Origin of the sequence: Paenibacillus sp. MER 180 (genome assembly GCF_023713665.1) — a bacterium.
GTDB lineage: Bacteria > Bacillota > Bacilli > Paenibacillales > Paenibacillaceae > Paenibacillus_B > Paenibacillus_B suaedae.
On sequence record NZ_JAMAVT010000027.1, the window covers coordinates 35,597 to 57,748 of the forward strand.

Annotated in this window: 19 protein-coding genes; 10 read left to right on the top strand and 9 right to left on the bottom strand. The window is 47.0% G+C overall.

Translation table 11 applies throughout. The features are described 5' to 3' along the window. Positions 1–4: 4 nt before the first annotated feature. The 4 genes from M3661_RS27585 to M3661_RS27600 all read right to left on the bottom strand — a co-directional run bounded on the left by M3661_RS27585 (position 5) and on the right by M3661_RS27600 (position 2,963). The gene (locus M3661_RS27585; protein WP_065293432.1) at positions 5–766 is read right to left on the bottom strand and encodes an amino acid ABC transporter ATP-binding protein; all 762 of its coding nucleotides are present in this window, start codon (positions 764–766) and stop codon (positions 5–7) included. 15 nt (positions 767–781) lie between these two features. Next, entirely contained in the window at positions 782–1,426 is a 645-nt protein-coding gene (locus M3661_RS27590) for an amino acid ABC transporter permease (protein ID WP_021262238.1), read from the bottom strand. 23 nt (positions 1,427–1,449) lie between these two features. Further along, on the bottom strand, positions 1,450–2,274 hold the full coding sequence (locus M3661_RS27595) for a transporter substrate-binding domain-containing protein (RefSeq protein WP_021253726.1): 825 nt from the start codon (positions 2,272–2,274) through the stop codon (positions 1,450–1,452). A 107-nt stretch (positions 2,275–2,381) separates the two neighbouring features. Next, on the bottom strand, positions 2,382–2,963 hold the full coding sequence (locus tag M3661_RS27600; protein WP_036621354.1) for a TetR/AcrR family transcriptional regulator: 582 nt from the start codon (positions 2,961–2,963) through the stop codon (positions 2,382–2,384). 337 nt (positions 2,964–3,300) lie between these two features. Between M3661_RS27600 and M3661_RS27605 the strand changes: the two genes are divergently transcribed. Next, a complete protein-coding gene (locus tag M3661_RS27605; protein WP_065293433.1) occupies positions 3,301–3,708 on the top strand; it encodes an NUDIX hydrolase in 408 nt (135 codons plus the stop codon). Positions 3,709–4,008: 300 nt separating this feature from the next. Here M3661_RS27605 and M3661_RS27610 read toward each other — a convergent pair whose 3' ends face one another. From M3661_RS27610 to M3661_RS27625, 4 genes are read right to left on the bottom strand one after another with little or no spacing between them, the layout of a single operon-like run. After that, positions 4,009–4,995, bottom strand: a complete 987-nt coding sequence (locus tag M3661_RS27610) for a ferrochelatase (protein ID WP_065293434.1) — start codon at positions 4,993–4,995, stop codon at positions 4,009–4,011. After that, entirely contained in the window at positions 4,995–6,020 is a 1,026-nt protein-coding gene (locus tag M3661_RS27615) for an ABC transporter substrate-binding protein (protein ID WP_065293435.1), read from the bottom strand. The genes M3661_RS27610 and M3661_RS27615 overlap by 1 nt, the downstream gene beginning before the upstream one ends. Next, a complete protein-coding gene (locus M3661_RS27620; RefSeq protein WP_065293436.1) occupies positions 6,017–6,889 on the bottom strand; it encodes a heme ABC transporter ATP-binding protein in 873 nt (290 codons plus the stop codon). Before M3661_RS27620 ends, M3661_RS27615 begins: the two co-directional genes overlap by 4 nt. Next, positions 6,886–7,980 carry a FecCD family ABC transporter permease gene (locus tag M3661_RS27625; protein ID WP_083189515.1) on the bottom strand — a complete coding sequence of 365 codons (1,095 nt, stop codon included), beginning with the start codon at positions 7,978–7,980 and terminating at the stop codon, positions 6,886–6,888. The genes M3661_RS27620 and M3661_RS27625 overlap by 4 nt, the downstream gene beginning before the upstream one ends. A 283-nt stretch (positions 7,981–8,263) precedes the next feature. On the opposite strand from M3661_RS27625, the gene M3661_RS27630 reads away from it, so the two are divergent. The 3 genes from M3661_RS27630 (at position 8,264) to M3661_RS27640 (ending at position 9,979) form a co-directional block, all read left to right on the top strand. Next, on the top strand, positions 8,264–8,833 hold the full coding sequence (locus M3661_RS27630) for an AAA family ATPase (RefSeq protein ID WP_065293437.1): 570 nt from the start codon (positions 8,264–8,266) through the stop codon (positions 8,831–8,833). A 15-nt stretch (positions 8,834–8,848) separates the two neighbouring features. Then, positions 8,849–9,502 (top strand): NUDIX hydrolase, encoded by a 654-nt coding sequence (locus M3661_RS27635; RefSeq protein ID WP_065293438.1) that lies wholly within the window; start codon positions 8,849–8,851, stop codon positions 9,500–9,502. A gap of 153 nt (positions 9,503–9,655) precedes the next feature. Continuing rightward, on the top strand, positions 9,656–9,979 hold the full coding sequence (locus tag M3661_RS27640; protein WP_021253717.1) for an antibiotic biosynthesis monooxygenase family protein: 324 nt from the start codon (positions 9,656–9,658) through the stop codon (positions 9,977–9,979). Positions 9,980–10,130: 151 nt separating this feature from the next. Here the strand turns inward: M3661_RS27640 and M3661_RS27645 are convergent, their stop codons facing one another. Then, positions 10,131–10,682, bottom strand: a complete 552-nt coding sequence (locus tag M3661_RS27645) for a GNAT family N-acetyltransferase (protein ID WP_251490128.1) — start codon at positions 10,680–10,682, stop codon at positions 10,131–10,133. A gap of 471 nt (positions 10,683–11,153) precedes the next feature. Between M3661_RS27645 and M3661_RS27650 the strand changes: the two genes are divergently transcribed. The 6 genes from M3661_RS27650 (at position 11,154) to M3661_RS27675 (ending at position 22,152) form a co-directional block, all read left to right on the top strand. Beyond that, positions 11,154–12,371: an S-layer homology domain-containing protein gene (locus M3661_RS27650; RefSeq protein ID WP_251490129.1), complete on the top strand. Its 1,218-nt coding sequence runs from the start codon at positions 11,154–11,156 to the stop codon at positions 12,369–12,371. 20 nt (positions 12,372–12,391) lie between these two features. Beyond that, positions 12,392–16,075 (top strand): DUF5704 domain-containing protein, encoded by a 3,684-nt coding sequence (locus M3661_RS27655; protein WP_251490173.1) that lies wholly within the window; start codon positions 12,392–12,394, stop codon positions 16,073–16,075. A gap of 286 nt (positions 16,076–16,361) precedes the next feature. Then, entirely contained in the window at positions 16,362–18,137 is a 1,776-nt protein-coding gene (locus tag M3661_RS27660; protein WP_251490130.1) for a cache domain-containing sensor histidine kinase, read from the top strand. Continuing rightward, positions 18,134–19,651 carry a response regulator transcription factor gene (locus M3661_RS27665; RefSeq protein ID WP_251490131.1) on the top strand — a complete coding sequence of 506 codons (1,518 nt, stop codon included), beginning with the start codon at positions 18,134–18,136 and terminating at the stop codon, positions 19,649–19,651. Before M3661_RS27660 ends, M3661_RS27665 begins: the two co-directional genes overlap by 4 nt. Before the next feature lie 192 nt (positions 19,652–19,843). Further along, a complete protein-coding gene (locus M3661_RS27670) occupies positions 19,844–21,187 on the top strand; it encodes an extracellular solute-binding protein (RefSeq protein WP_251490132.1) in 1,344 nt (447 codons plus the stop codon). 83 nt (positions 21,188–21,270) lie between these two features. Further along, the gene (locus tag M3661_RS27675) at positions 21,271–22,152 is read left to right on the top strand and encodes a carbohydrate ABC transporter permease (RefSeq protein WP_142543197.1); all 882 of its coding nucleotides are present in this window, start codon (positions 21,271–21,273) and stop codon (positions 22,150–22,152) included.

A 22,152-nucleotide genomic window follows, 5' to 3' on the forward strand; every position in this document is an offset into this window, starting at 1 on the left:
CGTCTTATGAGATCGTGTCTGCTTCACTGGCGAGCTGACGCAAGAACTTGCGGGCACGCTCCGTCTTAGGCTGATCGAAAAATTTGTCAGGAGTTCCTTCCTCCTGAATAACACCGTCGCTCATGAAGATGACGCGATTCGCAACTTCTCTGGCGAATTTCATTTCATGTGTCACGATGATCATGGTCATGCCTTCTGATGCCAGCTTCTTCATCACCGCCAGCACTTCACCTGTCAGTTCGGGATCTAGTGCAGAAGTCGGTTCATCGAAGAGCATAATTTGCGGCTGCATCGCGAGTGCGCGAGCAATGGCGACACGCTGCTGCTGCCCCCCAGACAGACGGGACGGATACTCGTCCTTTTTGTGGAGGAGGCCTACTTTTTCAAGAAGTGTCTCTCCAATTTTTGCGGCATCAGCCTTGCTCATCTTCTTCACAATGGTCGGAGCCATGGTGACGTTTTCCAACACGGTCATATGAGGGAATAGGTTGAACGACTGAAATACCATTCCTGTTAATGTACGAATGCGCTGTACGGCCTTCTTCTTGGAAGAGGCGTCCAGCGCAGCATTCCATACCGCATCACCGATCTGAATGGATCCGGAATCAGGAGTCTCTAAGCCATTCAAGCAGCGCAGCAGCGTGCTCTTGCCAGATCCGCTGGGCCCGACGAGTACGACGATTTCACCGGAATCGACTTGCAGATCAATATCTTGGAATACGACCAGTTCGCCGAAGCTTTTTCCTAGTTTCTTTACGTCAATCATGATGATCTCACGTCCTTAGTAGGCTTTAGACAAGCGAGCTTCGATTCGGTTCAGAATCGCGGAGAAGCTCAGGCTCATTACCCAATACATAATGGCAATCGCGATGAAAAATGGCATCGCCACGTAATACTGCGCAATCAACAATTGCGCGGTGCGCAGCAGCTCGGTTACCGTAACGATCGATACGAGCGAGGTCTCCTTCAGCATGCCGATGAACGTATTGCCCATTGGGGGAATCGCTACACGTGCAGCCTGCGGCAGCACAACCCGCCACATCGTCTGCCACGGCGTCAACCCAAGGGATTGAGCAGCCTCTGTCTGCCCGCTGGATACAGCAAGAATTGCACCGCGGAACGTCTCGGACAAGTAAGCGCTGATGTTGATACTAAGTGAAATAAAGGCCGCGTTGAGCGGCCCGAGTGTGATCCCGAAGTCGGGTAGTCCATAGTAGATAATGAAGATTTGCACCAATACAGGCGTTCCGCGAATGATGGACACATATATTCTTGCGACATTGCGGACGAACTTATTTCCCTTTAAGCGAGCTACGGCGACAACCAATCCGATGAGGAGTCCAAAGAACATGGATACGATCGTAATCAGCAGTGTGTAATAAGCGCCTTTTAATAGAAAATCTAGGTTTTGAATAACGAGTTCCATCTCTTGCACCTTCCCGGACTGGCTTAAATGTTAGGTTCTACATCAAACCATTTTTTGAAGATTTCTTTGAATGTACCGTCTGCTTTCATTTCTTCTAGTGCTTTATTAATGGCAGCTAACAGCTCTGGGTTATCTTTACGAATCGCGATACCTGCTACATCCTCTTTAATTGGCTCTCCAACTGCCTTCACGTCGAAATGGTTTTTGTCAATCAACGGCTTGAGTGCAAATACATTGTTAATCGTCGCATCAATACGGCCAACATTCAAATCCTGCAAGGATGTAATGACATCGTTGTATGTGGCAATTTCAAAGTTTCCAACCTTAGGCATAGCTACATCACGCAAATACTTCTCGTCATTGGTTCCAAGTCCGACACCAATCTTCTTGTCTTTGAAGTCTTCGAGTTTCTGAATGGACGTATTGTCACTCTTGACGATGACATTTACCGCATTTTTCACATACGGAGTGGAGAAGTCCATCTTCTGCTTGCGATCATCGGTAATGGTTACTTGGCTGACCAGTGCATCGTATTTATCTTTTTGCAATCCTTCGATCAAGCCCGAGAATTCACCAGTAATGAACTCAACTTCCACACCAATATGTTTAGCGACTGCCTTGGCGATATCGGCATCGAAGCCATCGACCTCGCGCTTATCATTGATGAAGTTATATGGGGCATAGGTGCCCATAAGCCCAACTCTAATTTTGCCAGATTGCTTGATGTGCTCCAGCGCGTTAGTGGAACCTGCATTGGATGATGACTTGCTTCCGCATCCGACAAGTGCGACTGCAAGAACGGTTAGCAGAGTTGTGGCTTTTAGAAATTTTTTCAATTGGACTGACATCGTTGTTGCCTCCTTAAATGTAGGGATTTCCCTTGCACGAACAAAGTGCTATAAGTAAGTTCTTTATTTTGTATTGAACACGTCTATGAAAATGGCGAAGAGCGAAGCTATCCGAGCAGCCCTCGAAATTCAAATTTGGCCGTGGCTTCAGCGATTTCTGCTGGTGAGTAGCTGGATTGATAATCGACCTCATGCATTGGCCCGAAGAGCCATTTGGACAATACTCCAGTTATCAAAGAGACGAGAATATTGGCCCGCAGCGACAAATCATTCGTGTTCGGCAGCATGCCGAGCTCGGTTGCCCGTTGTATATTGTGCTTGAATGCTTCTTCGAAAGTGATCCAAGTCTGTGAGACCGCCTCTCGTACTGCAGGATCAGCGCCTTGCCCCTTCATGAGAAGCAGTGCCATCAAGTTCCGGTTCTGATCAGCGAACGTGAATAGTTCGGTCAGCAGTCGTGCGGATGAGCTCACCATATCTTCTACTGTACCGCCATGCTTGCGATAGCCTTGAGCGATGACGTTGGTTAGTTTCTCCATACCATCGTGAATTAACTCTAGGATGATCTGTTCCTTGCTATGAAAATACCAATAGAACGTTCCTTGTGACACGCCAGCGGACTTTACCACATCCGAAATCTTCGTACAGTGGTATCCTTTGCTTGCGAAGAGATAGAGTGCGGCGTTCATGAGCTGCTGACGTCTATCTTGTTCTTGATTTGGTACGGCAGGCAGCTTAGGCAGTTTGCATCTCCCTCTCTTCTTAACTGATTCGTCAGTCAAGTTTAATTCCGATGCGATTACTATACTTTTGAATGGGCTTGGTGTCAAGGGTTAAATCAAATTGGAATAGTCGGAAAATGAAAAAATCCCGGTGAGAAAGAGATTATCGCAGGAATTGACTTTATTATTTTCCAAGCAGGATAATAGGAAAAGTAGAGTAATCATAACTTGAGATGTAGGCAGTTATGACCTGAAATCCCAGATATATAGGATCGCAGCTGAACATGGAAAGGAAGCGAATGAAATGAATCCACCGAAGCATATCGTATCCGCAGCAGCAATTATTGTGAATGAAAATAATGAGATTTTGTTAATTAGAGGCCCTCGAAGAGGGTGGGAAATGCCGGGTGGTCAAGTAGAAGAAGGGGAATCACTTGCACAAGCGGCAATTCGCGAGACGAAGGAAGAAGCGGGAGTCGATATTGAAATTGTTCGCTTCTGCGGAATTTATCAAAATGTACCCGACGGAATATGCAATACGTTATTTCTTGCCAAGCAGGTAGGCGGTGAACTAACGACGACAGAGGAAGCGCTGGAGGTGGGGTATTTTCAAGTTCAGGAAGCATTGAATATGGTTACGTGGAAAAACTTCCGCGAGCGGATTGAAAAATGCTTGGATGCATCCCAGCAGCCTTTTTATGTGGAGTTTTAATTCTGTAAATAAATCGAGGATGTGTTGGCATATCGGCTAACGAAAATCATGGTTATTGAATCGTAACAGGTATGCCTCATATAAAGCATGCAGTAAAAAAAGAGGCCGAGCATGTAGGTGCTCGGCCTTAATCGATTGGTACTATTGATGATCGTACGCAGCGAGCTGCATTTCCGCGAATGCAACCTCACCGTATATTTGTTGGCTCCACAGTACTACATGCATGTTCTCCTGACTGAAAGGGATAGTGACTCAATGAGAGGTGGAGGAGGCAAACCCACTAAGAACATGCTTCGTGCTTCAGGAATGTGCGGCCTTCAGCTCAAAATGAGCAGCTGCGATGTTGGATAAAAAGTCCATAAAATCATAGGCATCATTCGGATATTCAGTGCAAACGAACTGCATCCCGCACTGCTCTGCCGTTTGCTTGGCTTCCTGGCCAATGTCGTAATAGACCTCGACATTTTCGGTAAGCGAGGTCAGCTCGCAAATGACGACAGCTTCTTCCTTATCGGAAGCTGCGCCTAGAATAACCTCATTAATATCAGGCCCAAGCCAGCGCTGTGGTGCAGGCATGCCGCTGCGATAAGAAATATCCCATTTCCCGATATTGGCCTGCTCCGCGATCAATCCGGCAACATGCTTGTAGGACGCAATAAAGTCCTCATGCGCGGAGGGAAGACCAGGCTTGCTGTGCACCGTAAAGATGACCCGTGTCTTCGGCAGCATCGAGGAAGGCATCCAGACGTAAGCATCTCGCAATCTGCGCGCCATTAGCCGAATGAAGTCAGGGTGCGCTTGCCACTCAGAAATGACCGTCAATTTCATATCACTATTGGCTGCAGCGATCGCCTTCTTGGCATCTTGAACATAGCCTCCTGTACCTGAGGCTGTGAAGAAGGGCGTAGCATGCAGCACGGCAAGCTCCGTGATGCCGTCTCTGATCGCTTGCTGAATGGTATCGGCTACAAACGGATGCGAATGCTTGCAGCCGATGTAGACAGGAATCACTTCACCGAACTTGGCCTCTACTAGCTGTGTAATTGCCTCGGATTGACGCTTCGTTACCGTATACAGTGGATCACATGTACCCGTATCGCTGTACCGAATAACGCCTTGCACGATGGCTTCCGAAGGAGAACCGTGTCCGCGCAAAATATGATGGTACATGGCTGGCACATCATCAATACTGGCACAAGCGCTATAGGAAGCAAGAAGGATGGCTCGGTGCGGCGTGTCCGGAAGCCGTGTGGGCTGTGTATGCCCGTTTGCTAGGAATTCGCTCATTAATTCGCTGCGTCTCCTTTCCATAAATCCGGGTGAAGCCATGCCGACATTTCTAGTAATCCATCTACCGTAAAACGGTTCGGCGCAAGCAGTTCCTTCGCCTTCATTGTCGTAATGCGGTTATTTCTGACCGCGTCCAGTGTGTTCCACGCCGCTTGAGATTTCAAATCCTTCAGCCATTCATCTCCCGAACCATCCCAATCTCCAAGCACGATATAGTCCGGATTCATGTTAATGACATCCTCAATTGAGGCTTTTGTCGATTTCTTAATCCCGAGTGCTTCGGCAGCGGGCTTAGCTCCAGCGAGACGGATCATATCGTAAGAAATGTTCCCTGGTCCCATGATGTAAGGGCCAGTATTCGGGCCGACAGGCGACAGTACGAGAACGGACGGCTTGCTTGCAAGTGATGCAGTTCGCTTTGCGGCATCGTCCAGCTTGCCCTGAATTTCCTTGGCAACTTCCTCTGCCTTATCGACAGCTCCAACAGCTTCGCCAATTGTGCGGAAGTTCGCAATCAATTGCTCGAATGTTCCCCATTGCTCGAACGTGACAACCTTAACGCCTGCTTGGCTGAGCAATTGCTCGGCATCGTTTTCGCTATTATGGATTTTCGTAATGAGGACAACGTCTGGATGAAATGCCAAAATTCCTTCGGGATCCAATCCAGTCGCACCGCCGACTTGACCGGACACCTGCTTGCCCTTCTCCTCGTTGACAGCCAAATAAGGATTTGCAATGCTCTTCGGTACGGCAACGACTTGCTCCGGAGGAACGATTTCAAGTACGGCATCTGCAGTGTCGAGAGATACCGCAGCAACCTTCGGTGCAGCCTCTATCTTCCCATTGTCAGAGGATGCAGCGGCCTTAGAACTGGTAGTGGTTGAAGTGGCGCTGGACGACTTCTCGCTATCGGATTGTGAATTGCTGGTGCAGGCTGTCAACCCGACAGCGGCAACAAGCGCGATCAGGCTCATACAGAGCATGCGAAAAGTGGTTTTTCGTCGAGTTTGTACGTTTCTCATTGTGTCATTCCTCCAAGATGTTCTTTTTCGTAATGGGTATACCATTTCTGCTCTTCTGCTTCATGTTCAAATGCAATGACTGACAGGCCTTCCGTTCCTGGTTCTTGGCGAATGACGGCATGAACGCCATACACATCATAAAGTGCATCTGCTGAGAGCACCTCTTCCGGTTCGCCGAATGCTTCGATGCGCCCGTCATGCAGAAGCAGAAGACGATCGCAGTAACGAGAAGCTAGCGACAGGTCATGCAGTGAAGCGACCACAGCATATCCTTCGTCAGCGAGCTGGCGAAGGAGCGCAAGCGTGCGAAGCTGGTGACGAATGTCGAGTGCGGAGATAGGCTCATCCAGCAGGAGAATTTGCGGCTCCTGTGCAAGCGCCTTGGCGATGAAGGCAAGCTGGCGTTGTCCGCCTGAACAGGCATGAATGTAGCGCTCGCGCAGGTGATCGACGCCGCATTGCTCCATCGCCCGTTCGACCTGCTGTGCATCTGAAACTGTTAATCCGCCGAACAAGCGGCTATAAGGGTGGCGTCCCATCGCGACGATTTGCTCAATCGTGAAGTCTGCATCTAGCGAGCAATCCTGCGGTACATAGCCGATCATTTGCGCTCGTTCCTTCGTGGAGTATGCCTTCAAGGGCTTTCCTTCAAGTGTCAGCGAGCCTTGAACGGGCTTCAGTAGTCCACAAAGCATGCGAAGCAATGTAGATTTTCCGCTGCCGTTCGGTCCAATAATGCCAAGGAAGGAGCCTGGCTGCAGCTTCATGGACAGATTGTCGATGATTGTTCGCCCATCAATTGAATAGGTCAATTGCTTGGCTTCAAGCAGTCCAGGAATGCCCAAAGATGTCTTCCGCCTTGTCTTCATGTCGAACCCTCCTTTCGCTTGCGCAGCAGCATCATCATGAACAGTGGAGCTCCGATGCAAGCGCAGACGACGCCGACCTGCAATGTGATCGGCTGCAGCACCATGCGCGAGGCTAAATCGGCCAGAACGAGGAACGATGCCCCGAATAGTGCGCTGAACGGCAGCAGCAGGCGATGGTCCGAGCCGACAATTAGGCGAACGAGATGCGGAATAACCAATCCGACAAAACCGATGATCCCGCTTACCGAGACGGCTGTTCCGGTCAAGAACGAAGCGAGCAGTAAAATCGTATAGCGGGTGAATTGCACAGGGACTCCGGATGCCTGTGCGTGCTCGTCACCGAGCAGCAGTAAATTCAATGAACGGCTAAATAGCGCCAACAGAACGCCTCCGATAAGAATTGGCAGAGCGATAATATGTACATGCTCCCATGTTCGCGCCTCGAGTCCACCCTGCAGCCAGAACACGATACTGCGCAGCTGCTGTTCATGCGGCGCGCTGGCGATGATCACATTAATGACCGCCGACAGAAGCGCGTTCATGCCAATTCCGAGCAGCAGTAGAGTGGTTACATTCGGTTTCCCACTAGCCCGCCATATGGCCAGAATGAGTACAACGGATACAAGTGCACCTGCGAAGGCAGACAAGGGAAGGGCGAATGCTGAATGACGAACAAGCCCTAATGCGATGCACAAGACAGCTCCGGCGGCTGCGCCTGACGACACTCCCAAATACCCGGGCTCGACGAGCGGATTGCGGAACACTCCCTGCATCGCTGCGCCCGCGATGGACAAGCCGGCTCCGACTAATGCACCTACGATGACACGAGGCAGACGGATATCCAGAATGATGGTAAGATTCCGCTCTGCAATCTGAATGTGCTCCAGCCAGCCTGTTGCATGAAGCATGGCTGCAAACGTCTCTTTCAACGGTATAGACACAGGTCCGACCGCACTGCCGATGAGTATGGATAACAGCAGAACTGCCAAGCCTGTGGCTGCTAGAACTGAAATCCGGAGAAGTTGGGAGGCCTGCCGGGGACGAAATCGGGAATCTCGCCCTTTGTAGTTCAGTTTATTCGTGGTGTTCATGGATGACCTCCTTTCCTTGTTGCAAAAATGTTAGCTAAATATAAATAAGTTGCATTAAGTAAACTTTTATTAATATAGCGTAGACTGTGATCGTCGTCAATCCGGAATGCAGGTCTATTTATCGAATGAGAGCGTTACATCAAAAAATTGTTCCTCAGGTCTATCATCAATGGAGGACTTGCGGTTCTCTGTTTTAGAATGCCTGCTTTTCATGGTTGGATATGGTACATTGAATGAATGTAGGAAGATGCAACATCAAGCAATATAGTCAGGAGGATGAAAGATGAACGTTGAGATCTGTGAACCCCATACACCGAGCCTATTCGTAATTACGGGCATTATGGCGTCTGGCAAGTCCACCATCGCGCAATTGTTGGCGGAACGCTTTGCGAAAGGTGTTCATGTGCGTGGTGACGTATTTCGTCGCATGATCGTCAATGGTCGCGAGGAAATGTCACCCGCTGCTCCAGAGGAAGCGATGAAGCAGTTGAACCTTCGCTATCGCCTAGCTGCAGGAACTGCGGATGCATATGTGGAAGCCGGATTTACGACAGTGATCCAAGATGTCGTCATCGGTGATGTCCTGCAGACGTTCATTCAGAATTTTCAGACTCGTCCTCTCTACCTCGTTGTACTCTGCCCACGGCCTGATATTGTGGCGGAACGTGAAGCGTCACGAGGCAAGAAAGGATATGGGCTTTGGACTGTTCAGGATCTAGACGATGGTCTTCGTCAAGGCACGCCCCGAATTGGCATGTGGCTGGACAGCTCAGACATGACACCGGAAGAAACCGTCGATGAAATCATGCGCAGAGCGTGGACAGAAGCGAAAATCGATACAGACTATAGATAACTGGAGGATCCACGAATGGTTGCCCACAAAGTTGCAAAAGAATATCTCGATACCTTTACAAGCGAAATGGAGTACACCGGTATCAAGTCACGGGATGAAGTGCATGCCAAGGGATTGTGGCATCAAACGTTTCATTGCTGGTTATGGAGGGTCGAGAACGGAAAGCTAATCTTGCTGTTCCAACGCCGGCATCCTCAGAAGAAAGATTATGCGGGTCTGCTGGACATTACGTCTGCTGGTCATCTAGAAGCAGGGGAATCGCCAATGGATGGCATTCGGGAGTTAAGAGAGGAGCTAGGACTCGAGATTGAGTTCGCTCAGCTTACATACAGTGGTGTTATACCAAGCAGTATTGAACAGGAACATATAATAGATAATGAATTTTGTCATGTGTTCCTTCATGAATATACAGGAGACATTACCGATTTTCGATTGCAGGAAGATGAAGTGGTATCCATAGTCATGCTGGAAGCAGAACATTTCCGCAAGCTGATTGCAGGTGAGGCACAGCAAATTACTGGCGAGGAATTCGTGCCGTCGAGCGGAGAGAGCGGGATCAAGGTAGAATTAACGATACAGGACTTTGTCCCTTCCAGAGCAAACTATTATGAGTATGTGCTCGAACAAATTGCAAGCCTAGCCAATCAAGAAGTTAATCAGCAGGATTAGACGAAGATAGCTCGAATCTCCATTTTTCATCAGGAAATATTCCATGGATTTCATGTGCACTCTTTTTGTAATATAGGGAGAATGGGAACTTTTTCAAGGGTAGGAACGAAGATCAAACTACGGAATGCATCATGCATGAAGGGAGATAGAGATATGTTTATCGAGACGAAAACCATCCAAGTGAAGGAAGGGACTTCACAGCTCGTGGTCGACAGGTTCAGCGGAGAGGGAGTCATTGAGAAATCCGAGGGCTTTATTGACTTGAGCATTTGCGTCAAGAAGGTAAGCAGGGGAGATGAAGAGGTCGTCATTCTCATTCGCTGGGAATCTGAAGAAGCGTGGAAGAAGTGGGAGACAAGCGAGGCACATATTGAAGGCCACAGACAGAGCCGAGGCAAGCCGAAGCCAGAGCATATTCTGGGATCGCAACACGCTGTGTACGAAGTTAAGGGCATCAAGACTTTTGTAGAAGCATAGATTCTGAGGGCAGCCTAATAGTTATCCATAAAAATTAAAGGAGAAAACATATTAGACGTATATAATATGTTTTCTCCTTTTTATACCATCAAAGCACCCTTTTCTAGAATTCATTTAACTCATATTAGCAGGTATTTGTTGAATACATTCCTTACAAAAGGTTAAGGTCTCTTTTTAAGATTGAGTACATATATAAATCATCAAATTTACCACAAGTATATTCATAATGTCTTAGCAACCCCTCTCTTATAAACCCTTGCTTCTCTACCAATTTTTGCGACGGGAGATTTGCTGGTTCTATTAAAGCCTCAATTCTTTCCAACTGATAGTGATGGTACCCAAATTTAATAACTGCTTCTAATGCTTCACTAGCTATTCCTTTCCCCCAGTAATCTTTGCTTAACTCAAATCCAACTTCAGCTCGATGATGTTTGGTAACCCGCTTAAGAAAGCCACAACTTCCTATAATTTTTCCAAAATCTTTTAATGTAATTCCCCATCTAATGCCAGTGCCTTCTTCGATAATAGAGTTATACCAATTAATTTCATCACAAACATCTGTAATGGTTTGGAAAGGTGCTAACCCTATATGTTTCACAACATCTTTGTCAGATAAATAGGTAAACATATCATTAGCATCCTCTGTTGATACTTCTCTTAAAATTAACCTTTCCGTTTCAATTATCGGAAATTCTTGTTTCATTCATTTTCCTACTCTCTATTAAGATTAGATTATTTTACATACTCTTTTTATAAAACGGCACCCTTTCACTTAATAACAATTATTTCAAAATTCCATGATTTCAGCAATCGAAAGGATAATTGTCCTAAGTTTAAGAAAAGTAACTTTTGTACTTTCGTAAGGGCTTCTTAACCAAGCAACAAATTTCACGGTTTTTTTATTTTGATTTCCTTTGTCTATCCACTCTTATACGTAATGGAGTGAAATATTTCCTCTAACCCTTGTCGGAATGTTCCGAAAATCAAGATAATTTGGTATAATTACCCTATAAATTCAGGACTTGTGTCCGATATCAAATATTAGGGTGATGATCCTATTCGGTGCGAACCGTATCACTATTATCGGAGTGAAGGAGGCTGCATAAAAGAGATACGAGTATTTACATGAGGAACACAAGAAATGGAATTTGAAATTATGGATTAGGAGGATAACATGAAAAAGTCATTGTTAATAGGAACGGCAGCCCTATTGCTTATATCCGCGCAAGCTTCCATACATCCCGTCACAGTGAATGCATCTTCACAAGCAGATAAACCCAATATCAACTTAAGCGGTAATGATAATAGTTCAAATCGTGCAACAACGTCGAAAGTTTTGGACATTTCCGGACACTGGGCAGAACACAGTATTATGCAAGCGATCAATAAGGGATATGTGGAAGGTTATCCCGATGGCAATTTTCTTCCTAATAAGAATGTATCTCGTGCGGAATTCGTAAAGATGACCATTTCTGCTCTGGGAATTGAAGTACAGGAATCGAATGGGAAATGGTATGAGTCCTATGTACATGCAGCTGAAGCAGCGGGGATATATAAGGCTGGTGACTTGGAAGATACGAATTGGACCAAAACGTTGACGCGTGAAGAAATGTCGAAGATGGCAGTGAGAGCATTGGGCATAGATCAAGTAGAGGATAAGCAATGGATGTACCTCGCTACGAAAAATGGCATTATGTCCGGTACGGCGCCGGGAGAATTAACACCTAAGGGGAGCACAACGCGAGCACAAGCGATTACCGTTATTGAACGATTGCTGACCGCAAAGAAAGGCGACAAATTAGCCGTCGATAAATATGCTGTCGCTGCAGCCGAGATGTACTGGCACAAAACGAATATTTTCACGGTCGCTGAAGAGATTTTTAATTCTCCGGAGAATGATAAGTATACGAGTGTGAAGATGGGAATTCGCTCTTGGAACATAAATAAATTAACTGTGTCATCACCAGATAAATCCGTAGTAGGACAAGTAAATAGTTTAACGGCGATTGATTGGAATGATCCGAAGGATCCAAATCGAAGGTTACTTCCAAGTAAAGACAAGTTAATGCTACAGATAGGAGGTAAACAAGTAAAATTTACTGATGATATGAAAGTTTATGTACTAGTTTGGGACTCTGAAATGGTGGTAAATAAAAAACCAAAGTCATATCCAATGAATCGACTCAACTTAATAGTCCATGGGTATTCAGGTAACCGTAATGGAATTGATCGCGGAACTCCATTCTTTGATTCCAAAAGAGAGCTTTATGGCCTCGTAATTCCAAAAGAAAATTATTCAACGTCAGGCGAGCTTCGTATCTCAATCGAAACTATTTCTCTTGGTGCCCCTCTATATGCTAGTAGGCTTTCGACATCGATCCTTACAAGGTAGGGGGTGTTTTCTTGAAAAGAATGAGGCTCTTATCAAAAGTTATACTTACTGTCTTCATCATTAATTTACTTTGTATTTCGTTAAATTCACTATATATATCTGCTTCAGGCGAGATACGTGAAGAAATTGACTACGAATTTAATACTGGTTCTGATGACTATGTGTATGGTGGATACATATTCTCTGATAAATCGTCACTTGAAACGAAACCTATGGTGATTCCGTCAAAGCCCGGTAAAGTAATAAAAAAACTTGAATGGGCGGATAAATCAACAAAACAAGTCTTAAGAACAGTCAGCGGCTTTAAATCCGGGAAAACGAAAATTGACATTAATGATGGATTAAAGGATAAACTGCAGGGAACAAAGTTAAAAGTAACTTCTAAAGATAACGGCAACTTTGGAAGTATATATTATTGGGATCGATGGTCGATCAACGATCCTGCTAATTGGGACGGAAAACATTGGCGTGCTGGTGCTGGTCGAGTTAGTGTTACAGATAGTAGAGGGTGTGATGCTAATGTTCCTAAAGAAAATATACAAGGTCATTTGCTACCGAAATATCCCGGATGCACGGATCCAAATTTAGAAGCAGATATACCTAGAACTTCCCCATTTTACATAAATGATCCGACTGATTCAATGAACTTGATATGGATTAAAGACGGTGCAATTTCGAAAATTAAGAAGGATATATCGGCTTCTAATGTTCGAATTGATGACAACAACATAATCCCTGATCTTCACAATGGGCCAGGTGGTTATACAGATCCTAGTACAGTGGGAGGAGAAGTAGCAGGTCTAGCAGACTTAAGTATAATTACGATATATTTTAAACAAACCTTCAATAACGATACCTACAATAAATACTGGGCAAATCCAGGGGCCAAGCAGGTCTGGTATTTCTCTAAATTCTTTGTTGACTTCAACTCAGTTACTTACCGATACAAAGACAAATTACTTATTGCTACATATGCCGATGGAACATCGGGACTAGAGATTACGGGGAACAAATGTGTTGCACCTGGTGGGACTACACAATTGGTTGCCAAATTAACGAAAGTTGATGGCACCACGTGGGAGCTGAAAAACCATGCTAAACTAACGTGGACAAGCTCAAATGCTAGTGTGATGACCATCAACAATTCAGGTCTGGTTACAGCTGTGGCATCTACCGGAACGTCAACCATTACTGCTCATTTTGCTGACTCCACTCAAGCGTTGGATGAAAAGGCAGACTTCTCTATAACCGTGGGAACGGGTAACTCCTGTACCGACGATAACAACGGAGGGAACCCTAGTGGAGGGACGGGGCAGTGCAAATACACGATTGCGGCTCCTTCATCGGGAAGCACAGTAACCGGGAATAAGATGAATCCAGATGTAACAGGAATGATCAAAGCAGACAACCGAGGCAATGAGAAATTCGATGTACTCAGAGGGATTCCAACCTCCGAGAATTTGTATGCTAATGTGTTTGCGAATCAGTATCTATTCCAACATACGTTTGCTAAAATGTCAGGCAAAGTAAACTATCAGTGCCAGGTAGAGGTTACCTATGCTCTGGAGTGGAAGCAGAAGCAACCAGATGTGTGCACGACGAATAAACAAGGGCAGCGTGTGTGCACGCCACAACCGGATTTGACGATGAGAGATACAGAATCCAAGACCTACAGCTTTTCCTTCCAACGTGACTATTCGTATTGGCAGATCAACAACATCGAAGTGTACGGAATTCAACGAGCAAGTATGAACAACTACGCACTGCCTAATGGAACAGTAACGCTGCAGCCATCAGGGTACTCAGCCCCTTCTCTTTCAACGGATCACAATTCGGATGCATCGGCTCACGTCAAGCCGAAGGATAGTGGTACAATTGCATTTACACCAGCAACAGTACCAGGAATGTATACAAGGCCGAGCGTGCCAAATGATGAATCACAACTCAAAAGCAGGGCCGAATCACAAACGGGAGAGCCCGAAGTACGAAATGATCATGTGACCTTCAATGGCACAACGATCATGAGCAATAGCTGGACGACGAAACATGGAACGACACCTGGAAGTATCCCATCACCTACGATCATTGGTCAAAATGTTCTCTATCGGAGCGGTATGCTTTTTAGCAGCAAGCTCGTCAATGCGGACAACACCCCAAGCACAGGCACGATCTACTACAATCTTGTTCCCGGCAACATAAATGGCGGCAGTGACAAGCAATTCTCAATCAACGGCATCAATACCGTTACCGTACATACACCTGTTGTGAATTACTCCTCAATTACGGACGATCGTGAACATAATCAAAAGACAACACCGAATTACAATCGTGCCGCCTTGATACTGGATCGGCCATTTACAGTCCGAATGCCTACGAACGGGCAGCATGTGAATTATCCAGGATACGGCGACCGTGATTATGCGAAATATTTCCGAATGAAGCAGGTATGGTTCCCATTCGATGTCTATAGCGCAGATCGCAGCAGATTCATTCCGAAGCGCACGTGGACAGACATACCGGTAAACCAATTAGACACGACGTTCCTCCTGCCTGTCTGGGTCGATGAAGGGGACTATTCGGTCTTATACCGCACGATTGCGGAAAATGCGCCTGATTCCTTCACGCATCAGCCAACGGCCAATACGAATTGGGAGAACCATGTGGCGACCCATGAAGTCGCGGTCGAGGTCATTGGCAGAGTGTACGATTTCCACGTGACGGACATTATGGACTTCAATTGGGAGACGGTATTCCGCAAGCAGAAGGGAAGCAGTGAACCTACTGGAAACTCCTATTGGGTGGGGAGCAAGGGGATTGACGGAGAGGCGCGCGGCAATGCCTTTCCTTATGAGCTTCCTGTCCGCAAAGGAAGCCATCCAGATTCCTCGTATAAAAATGTAGCTGTGAAGACGGGATATGCGTTCAAGTTCGACTTGAAGACGAAGGGGAATATGTTCGGCTCAGGAGATGGCATCCATCTTAAGCCTGCCTTCTACTTCACGGACAGCAAGGGGCAAAAGCGTCAGGAAGTAGACGTCTATTACCATACTGATGAACGGAAATTTATTCGGATTGGCTCATCAGAGGACAAGGTAAGGCGGAGTATGGAGCTTAATGCGCGACTTCGCAACGTGCCAGAGCAGCGCATCTTAGCTGCAGCGGGCGCCTTCTATGAGCTGTTCGCCAGCAGCATATCGACAAGCCGTCAAGCTTACATCGAGGAATGGGCAAGGGCAGCGAAGAAGCCGACGACAATTGGCAGCTACAGTGATCTCTTCCTGCCATACCATGTTCGGACATTTATGGGGCCGACAAATGTGCCAACTGGTGTCTCGGAAATACGTGCATTTTCGTCGATTCAACAGTGGTATGGAGAATACAATCTGCCCGCGAAGCTGTATATCGTGCCGAAGGGCTTTGATTTATCGAAACAGTTCAGCTTTAACGACAAGGCGCCATTCTTCCTGCGCGACGGGTTCCTCATCGTGAACGTTGATATAGAGACGGTACGGGATGGGCAGAAGGGCAAGCCGCATTTACAATACATAACAGCACCGCTCACAAATCAATGGAAGCGGGAGGGGTCCCACCCGCAATTCACAGATCCGTATGGCGTTACGTTCCAACTAAAGGATGGGGATGTCATGTTCTACCGAGCGGATCAATCATCGGTTGATGATTTTGGAGTAACAGGTACGCATTAATTCAGCGATGTATCTTGGGCGCATGACGAGAGGCAACAGCATCGCTAATCATAGTTGAACGACAATTAGTTAAAAGACAAAGACCCGTAAGACGGATGCTCTGCAAAATAGAGAGCTCCTCTTGCGGGTTATTTGCTTTTCGGTGCCCGAAGATTGCCTTCTCGGCTATTTAATCTGCAGGAAATTGATAGATTGTATAGTAGACCGGCTGTGGTATATTTTAGTTTGCCATACCTTGTATAATTTTACCTAACTGAAATGTCGATATTAGGAGGAATGCTTCACTATGCAGCGATGGTTAGGCAAGTCATTGAAGCGCAAGTTATCGATTATGCTGCTAGGTGCCATCCTTGTGCCATTGTTGTCACTGGGATTTGTATTGTACAGCATTGCAGCGAAGGAGGCCGAAGAACGAACGAAGCAGTCCAGTCTGGGGCTGCTGGATCAGATCAAGACAAATCTGGAGTTCATCGTGCAGGACGTTGAGAATATGTCCATTTTCCTAATTGCACAGGAGGACATTCAGCGTTATCTCGCGTCTGCGAATCAGGGCAGCGCGCTGCAAATTAAACTGATGGGATTCTTATCGAACTTTGCTTTTTCCAAATCATACATCTCCAACATCTCCATCTATCCAAACAACGGCAATCATACGCTATCCAACACGACGATTTTCAACAACGGACTCTTCACAGACAACAAAAACACGAACATCCAACAGGTAAAGGATAAATGGTGGAGCTCTCTCTACACGAACGTGACAACAAACGGAGCAGAGAAGGTTATTTCCTTCGTACGACCGATAGGGAGCACTACGACTTATCAGCCTAAGGGGATGCTTTCCATTAGCATAAGCGAAGCAGCGATTGCTGATTTTATGATGAAGCCGGCTCTGAGCAGTGGAGAGAGCTTGCTGCTTGTAGATCGGGGCAATCGAATTCTCTCGGGTACGATTCGGGATGGTCTGTCGCAGTTCGTGACGGAACTGCTTCCGAAGTGGGATGTAGCAGGGATGCTAGACAGGCAGGGATTTGTCACCTATGGGGAAGGGAAAGACAAGAAAACAATCGTGTACACGACAGTTCCGCATGTTGACTGGCGTCTGCTGGCAGTGATTCCTTATGAGCAGTATCAGGCGCAGAATCAATATGTCGTAACGATAACGGCCATGACGATTGGACTAGCGATGGTTATCATCGCGGGTATCGTGCTGTTCCTTATCATGCGGGTAACGAGGCCGCTGCAGACGGTGGCTGTCTCCTTGAAGGGGTTTCGGCCCGAGGAGGATGTCATTGCGCTTCCGATTACCTCATCCGATGAAATTGGCATGCTCGTGCATAGCTATAACAAGCTTGGTGAACGTGTCCATGTGCTGATGGAAGAGGCGAAGCGGCATGAATCCATGAAGAAAGAAGCCGATATGCAGGCGCTGCAGGCGCAGATCAACCCTCACTTCTTATACAACACGCTGGCATCCATCCACTGGATGGCGCTCATGAACAAGGATGCCACGATTGCGCAGATGGTCGGGGCATTAAGCGATTTCTTGCGCTTCAGCTTGAATAAGGGGAGCGAGTATTGTCAGGTCACGCAGGAGGTGCTTCATGCACAGCACTACACATCGATTCAGCAGATTCGGTACCCGGATCAATTCGACATCACGTTCCATATCAGTCCTGAGCTTGAATCGCAGTGGATGCTGAAGCTTCTTCTTCAGCCGCTGATCGAGAATGCAATCATTCATGGAATACTTGGCAAGCGATCAAAAGGCCGAATTACCGTCATTGCACAACACACTGCAGATGACTATATACACTTCACGATTGAAGATTCCGGACAAGGGATGCCGCAGGGACAGTTGGACGCACTCCTTCAGCAGATCGAACTTCCACTAGACCAGACACGCAAGCCAGAACACAGCTATGGGCTGCGCAATGTGAACCAGAGGCTCAAGCTGCATTATGGGGAGGCATCTGGGTTGCAAATTCAGAGCGTAGAAGGTGGGGGGACGACCGTATCCTTTATGATTCCTTTTATCGAAAAGGAGGTTGAAAGACAATGAAACTGCTAATCGTGGATGATGAGGTTATTATTCGTACAGGCATTCATCAAGTCATTGATTGGTCTGCGATCGGGATCACGGCTTTGCAGCCTGCTGCATCGGGAGAAGAGGCATGGCAGCAGATTCATAATGAACAGCCCCATATCGTGATGACGGACATTCGAATGGGAGCAATGAGTGGGTTGGAGCTGGCGTCCTTAGTGAGAAATCAATATCCAGCAACAGAGGTAATCATGCTGTCTGGGTATGATGACTTTGCCTATGCACAGCAAGCGATGCGCGTAGGCGCGCAGGATTACATCTTGAAGACGAGCCGTCCAGAGGAGATCATGGAGGCGGTCTTGAAGGCGAAGCAGAGATGGGAAGCAAGACAGCAGCACGATCGGATCGGACATTTGAATGTCCATCTGCTCAAGAAGCAGCTGCTGGAACAGCTGTTGACGGAAGGAATGCCGGAAGAACAACTTGCGCGCGGACAAGTATTGGAGCTGCTGGAGCTTAAGGAGGAGAGCAGAGCATATCAGGTTATTTTCCTCACTGTATCGGGTTGGAAGGATGAACAACTGCTGCTGTTTGCAGCTTCGAATATTATAGGCGAAGCATTGCAGTGTGATATCTCGCTTCGTCCCAATCACATGGTTCTATTATGGAAGCAGAAGACGGAGTATGAGCAGACGAGAACGCTGTCTTCGACGTTCGCTAATTGTGAGAATCTTCTGAAATGCTCGATCTTCGCAGCATTTGGATCCACTGTTTCTAACTATGAGAAGATACGGCAATCCTACGTGGAAGCCGAGCGAGCATTGGCCTATACGCATATCGTTAGCGATAGAAGGGTCATCCAGTATAAAGACATTCAGCATCGAACAGGCGGTAGAACGGTATGTACTCGGGAGGAAGAGAATGAACTCGCCATAATATTAACGCAAGGCAATCGGGCGACGCTGGCACACTGGATTCAGGAGATTGTGAAGGCTCAAGTCTTAGATGAGCAGACAACGCCTGAATCGCTGCTGGCCTATTTGCAGTCTATATTGGTGTCAGCCTGCCGCTGGCTGGAGCGAATGGTGCCTGAAGAACGTACGCTTAGTGAATTTCGCCATCGTCTTCTGCCGAATCATGAAGTAGAAGCGGGATTGTATCGCGCCTGCTGCGCCATCATGGAACGCTATCAGCAATACGATGAACGGAATCGCGCGAATTCCTATATTCAGCGTGCGATGTTCTATATTCGAGAACATTTGCATGAGAGTCTCTCATTACAACAGGTGGCTGCATATGTACATGTGAATCCAAATCATTTCAGTGAGGTGTTCAAGCGGGAAGCGGGCATGAATTATATTGACTTCGTAACATTGGAGCGAATGGGGCTTGCGAAGGAAATGCTAACGGGATCGGAGCGGAAGATAAGTCAGGTAGCAAGCGATTGCGGCTACGAGGATGTGAAATATTTTTGCAAGCTGTTCAAAAAGCATATTGGATTGTCCCCCTCTCAATATCGGCAGCACAACTGAAAAAAGTCTCCCCTTTCACCGAAGAATATCACCTGCTTTACCAATGTCTTTCTTTTATAGTGGTACCTAAGAGATATCGTTCATAAAAGTGCGACACTTCCACAGTAGTGTACAGCGTGGATAGAGGGCCGATGGTACTGTTGGGCAAACACTTTTGTGAAAAATGAACTGAAGTCATGAGGAGGGCTGCACATGTTGAAAAACAAAATGCGTTGGAGCCAAATGGTTATGCATGTGATGATGCTTACATTGGTGCTGGCAGGCTGCGGAGGTGGATCGACATCCCCATCAGATTCGAGCTCAGGGGCGAAAGTGGATCCGAAGAGTAAGATTCAGCTTACCCTATGGCATAACTTCACTGGGGAAGATTTGCGCGCCAAGGCGATGCGGGGGATTATTGAACAGTTCAAGAAGGATAACACGAATATAGACTTGCAGATTCAAGCAATTCCACCGGATGCGTATCGCCAACGATTGAAAGCGGTTGCGGCTGCAAATGAGATGCCGGACGTATTCATTATGCATCCGGGTACGATTGCCAAGGAGTTCTCAGCTGCAGGCTTGATTCAGCCGCTTGATGGATTGCTTGATGCGAATAAGGATTGGAAAGACGGCTACATGCCGAACTCCTTCGATGACTTCACGTTTGACGGGAAAATTTACAGTGCGCCAATGGGACTGTCTCCCACGTCTATTTTGTATTACAACGAGAAAATACTAGCGGATAATGGCCTAACTGTACCGAAGACTTGGGATGAACTGTTGAACACAGTTAAAACGCTTAAATCCAAAAATATCATTCCAATCGCGCTTGGCAATAAAGCTCCATGGCTTGCACAATCCAGTATTCTCAGCTCGCTGGCAGATCGCGTGACGGGGACAGAATGGTTCAACAAGGCGGTTGCACAAGACGGAGCGAAGTTCACAGATCCTGAATTCGTGAAGGCGCTTGAGCATTTGCAGGAGCTTGCTACGGTTGGTGCGTTCCAGGAAGGCTTCAACGCGATCGACGGGACACAAATGGAACAATTGTATTCACAGGGCAAAGCCGCGATGATCATTGAAGGCGGATGGGCGGTAACGAATCTAGTCGCAACGGCGCCTCAAGAAATACTTGACGCTACAGGCGTAGCAGTGCTGCCTTCCATTCCGGGAGGTAAGGGTGATCCGAACTCGGTGTCCGGCGCGATCGGGGTTGGACCTGCGCTGAGCAGCAAGGTAGAAGGCGATAAGAAGAAGGTAGCGGAAGAACTCATTCTGGCACTGGCTGGTCCGGAAGCTCAGAAGACAACATTAGAGGCGAACCAACTCGTCAGCTTCAAGGTAGATCTAGATAAGAGCAAAGTGAACTCGTTGTTCGCCAAGCTGTATGAGCTCGTGAATCAAGTGAAGCGTACACCTGTCTATGATGCAAAATTAACATCTGGAGCTACAGAGGTCGTTAATAACGGCTTGCAGGAGCTGCTTCTCGGCGGGAAAGCGGAAGATATCGCGAAGAAGATTCAGGATGCGCAGGAGCAAGGGTTGAAGGAGTAGTTTGTGTTTGGATGTAAGGCTATTATTGACCCTACTTACGTATTGGGATCATGCAGCCTAACAAAAGAAAAGGATAGATGACTATGACCGCTGCATCGCGAGCGCGGATGTTTATCATGCTTGGCTTGCTGCCCGCGCTTCTTATTTATTTGGTGTTCGTCGTCATTCCGGTGATCTGGTCATCGTATTATGGCCTGTTTAGCTGGAAAGGCATGGGCGATATGAAGTTCATTGGATTGAAGAATTATATAGAGGTTCTAAGCGATCCAATCTTCTGGGGCTCATTCCGCAACAATCTGTATATCGTGGCTTATTCTGTACTCGGTCAAGTTCCAATTGCCTTGCTGCTGGCGCTGCTGCTCGTGCGCAATCGCTGGTTCGAGAAGTTCATTCGCGCTTCGGTATTCATGCCGATGGTGCTGTCCTCGGTCGTGATCGGCTTAGTATGGGGATATATCTATCATCCTCAGATCGGGATATTGAACTTCCTTCTGGATTCGCTCGGACTGTCTTCTTGGAAACTCGGCTGGCTGTCCGATCCGAAGGTGGCAATGCTGTCGATTGGACCGCCGATCATATGGAGCAATATCGGGCCGTATCTAATCTTATTTATCGCAGCATTGCAAAATATTCCGAGCGAAGTGAATGATGCGGCCAAGCTGGATGGTGCTGAAGGGTGGAAGAAGCTGTCCCTCATTACACTGCCGATGATTTGGGGCATGATTAAGGTGGCTGTTATTCTATGCATCTCGGGAAGTTTGAAGGCTTTCGATCTCATCTTTATCATGACGCACGGCGGTCCGGCACATTCAACCGAGCTTCTGGCCACGTATATGTACAATAACACGTTCAATATATTCCGATATGGGTATGGGAGTGCCGTATCGACATCTATTGTCATTCTAAGCTTAATCCTTATTGTAGTTAGTCAATTGCTAATGAATCGGAAGAAGGACGCGCTCTAA

What these genes read in the sequence shown, in the direction of transcription:
- M3661_RS27590 (WP_021262238.1), bottom strand. Translation starts at nt 1,426, where the DNA reads ATGGAACTCGTTATTCAAAACCTAGATTTTCTATTAAAAGGCGCTTAT.
- M3661_RS27650 (WP_251490129.1), top strand. Translation starts at nt 11,154, where the DNA reads ATGAAAAAGTCATTGTTAATAGGAACGGCAGCCCTATTGCTTATATCC.
- M3661_RS27620 (WP_065293436.1), bottom strand. Translation starts at nt 6,889, where the DNA reads ATGAAGACAAGGCGGAAGACATCTTTGGGCATTCCTGGACTGCTTGAA.
- M3661_RS27610 (WP_065293434.1), bottom strand. Translation starts at nt 4,995, where the DNA reads ATGAGCGAATTCCTAGCAAACGGGCATACACAGCCCACACGGCTTCCG.
- M3661_RS27660 (WP_251490130.1), top strand. Translation starts at nt 16,362, where the DNA reads ATGCAGCGATGGTTAGGCAAGTCATTGAAGCGCAAGTTATCGATTATG.
- M3661_RS27630 (WP_065293437.1), top strand. Translation starts at nt 8,264, where the DNA reads ATGAACGTTGAGATCTGTGAACCCCATACACCGAGCCTATTCGTAATT.
- M3661_RS27600 (WP_036621354.1), bottom strand. Translation starts at nt 2,963, where the DNA reads ATGAACGCCGCACTCTATCTCTTCGCAAGCAAAGGATACCACTGTACG.
- M3661_RS27625 (WP_083189515.1), bottom strand. Translation starts at nt 7,980, where the DNA reads ATGAACACCACGAATAAACTGAACTACAAAGGGCGAGATTCCCGATTT.
- M3661_RS27605 (WP_065293433.1), top strand. Translation starts at nt 3,301, where the DNA reads ATGAATCCACCGAAGCATATCGTATCCGCAGCAGCAATTATTGTGAAT.
- M3661_RS27665 (WP_251490131.1), top strand. Translation starts at nt 18,134, where the DNA reads ATGAAACTGCTAATCGTGGATGATGAGGTTATTATTCGTACAGGCATT.
- M3661_RS27635 (WP_065293438.1), top strand. Translation starts at nt 8,849, where the DNA reads ATGGTTGCCCACAAAGTTGCAAAAGAATATCTCGATACCTTTACAAGC.
- M3661_RS27645 (WP_251490128.1), bottom strand. Translation starts at nt 10,682, where the DNA reads ATGAAACAAGAATTTCCGATAATTGAAACGGAAAGGTTAATTTTAAGA.
- M3661_RS27640 (WP_021253717.1), top strand. Translation starts at nt 9,656, where the DNA reads ATGTTTATCGAGACGAAAACCATCCAAGTGAAGGAAGGGACTTCACAG.
- M3661_RS27670 (WP_251490132.1), top strand. Translation starts at nt 19,844, where the DNA reads ATGTTGAAAAACAAAATGCGTTGGAGCCAAATGGTTATGCATGTGATG.
- M3661_RS27615 (WP_065293435.1), bottom strand. Translation starts at nt 6,020, where the DNA reads ATGAGAAACGTACAAACTCGACGAAAAACCACTTTTCGCATGCTCTGT.
- M3661_RS27595 (WP_021253726.1), bottom strand. Translation starts at nt 2,274, where the DNA reads ATGTCAGTCCAATTGAAAAAATTTCTAAAAGCCACAACTCTGCTAACC.
- M3661_RS27675 (WP_142543197.1), top strand. Translation starts at nt 21,271, where the DNA reads ATGACCGCTGCATCGCGAGCGCGGATGTTTATCATGCTTGGCTTGCTG.
- M3661_RS27585 (WP_065293432.1), bottom strand. Translation starts at nt 766, where the DNA reads ATGATTGACGTAAAGAAACTAGGAAAAAGCTTCGGCGAACTGGTCGTA.
- M3661_RS27655 (WP_251490173.1), top strand. Translation starts at nt 12,392, where the DNA reads ATGAGGCTCTTATCAAAAGTTATACTTACTGTCTTCATCATTAATTTA.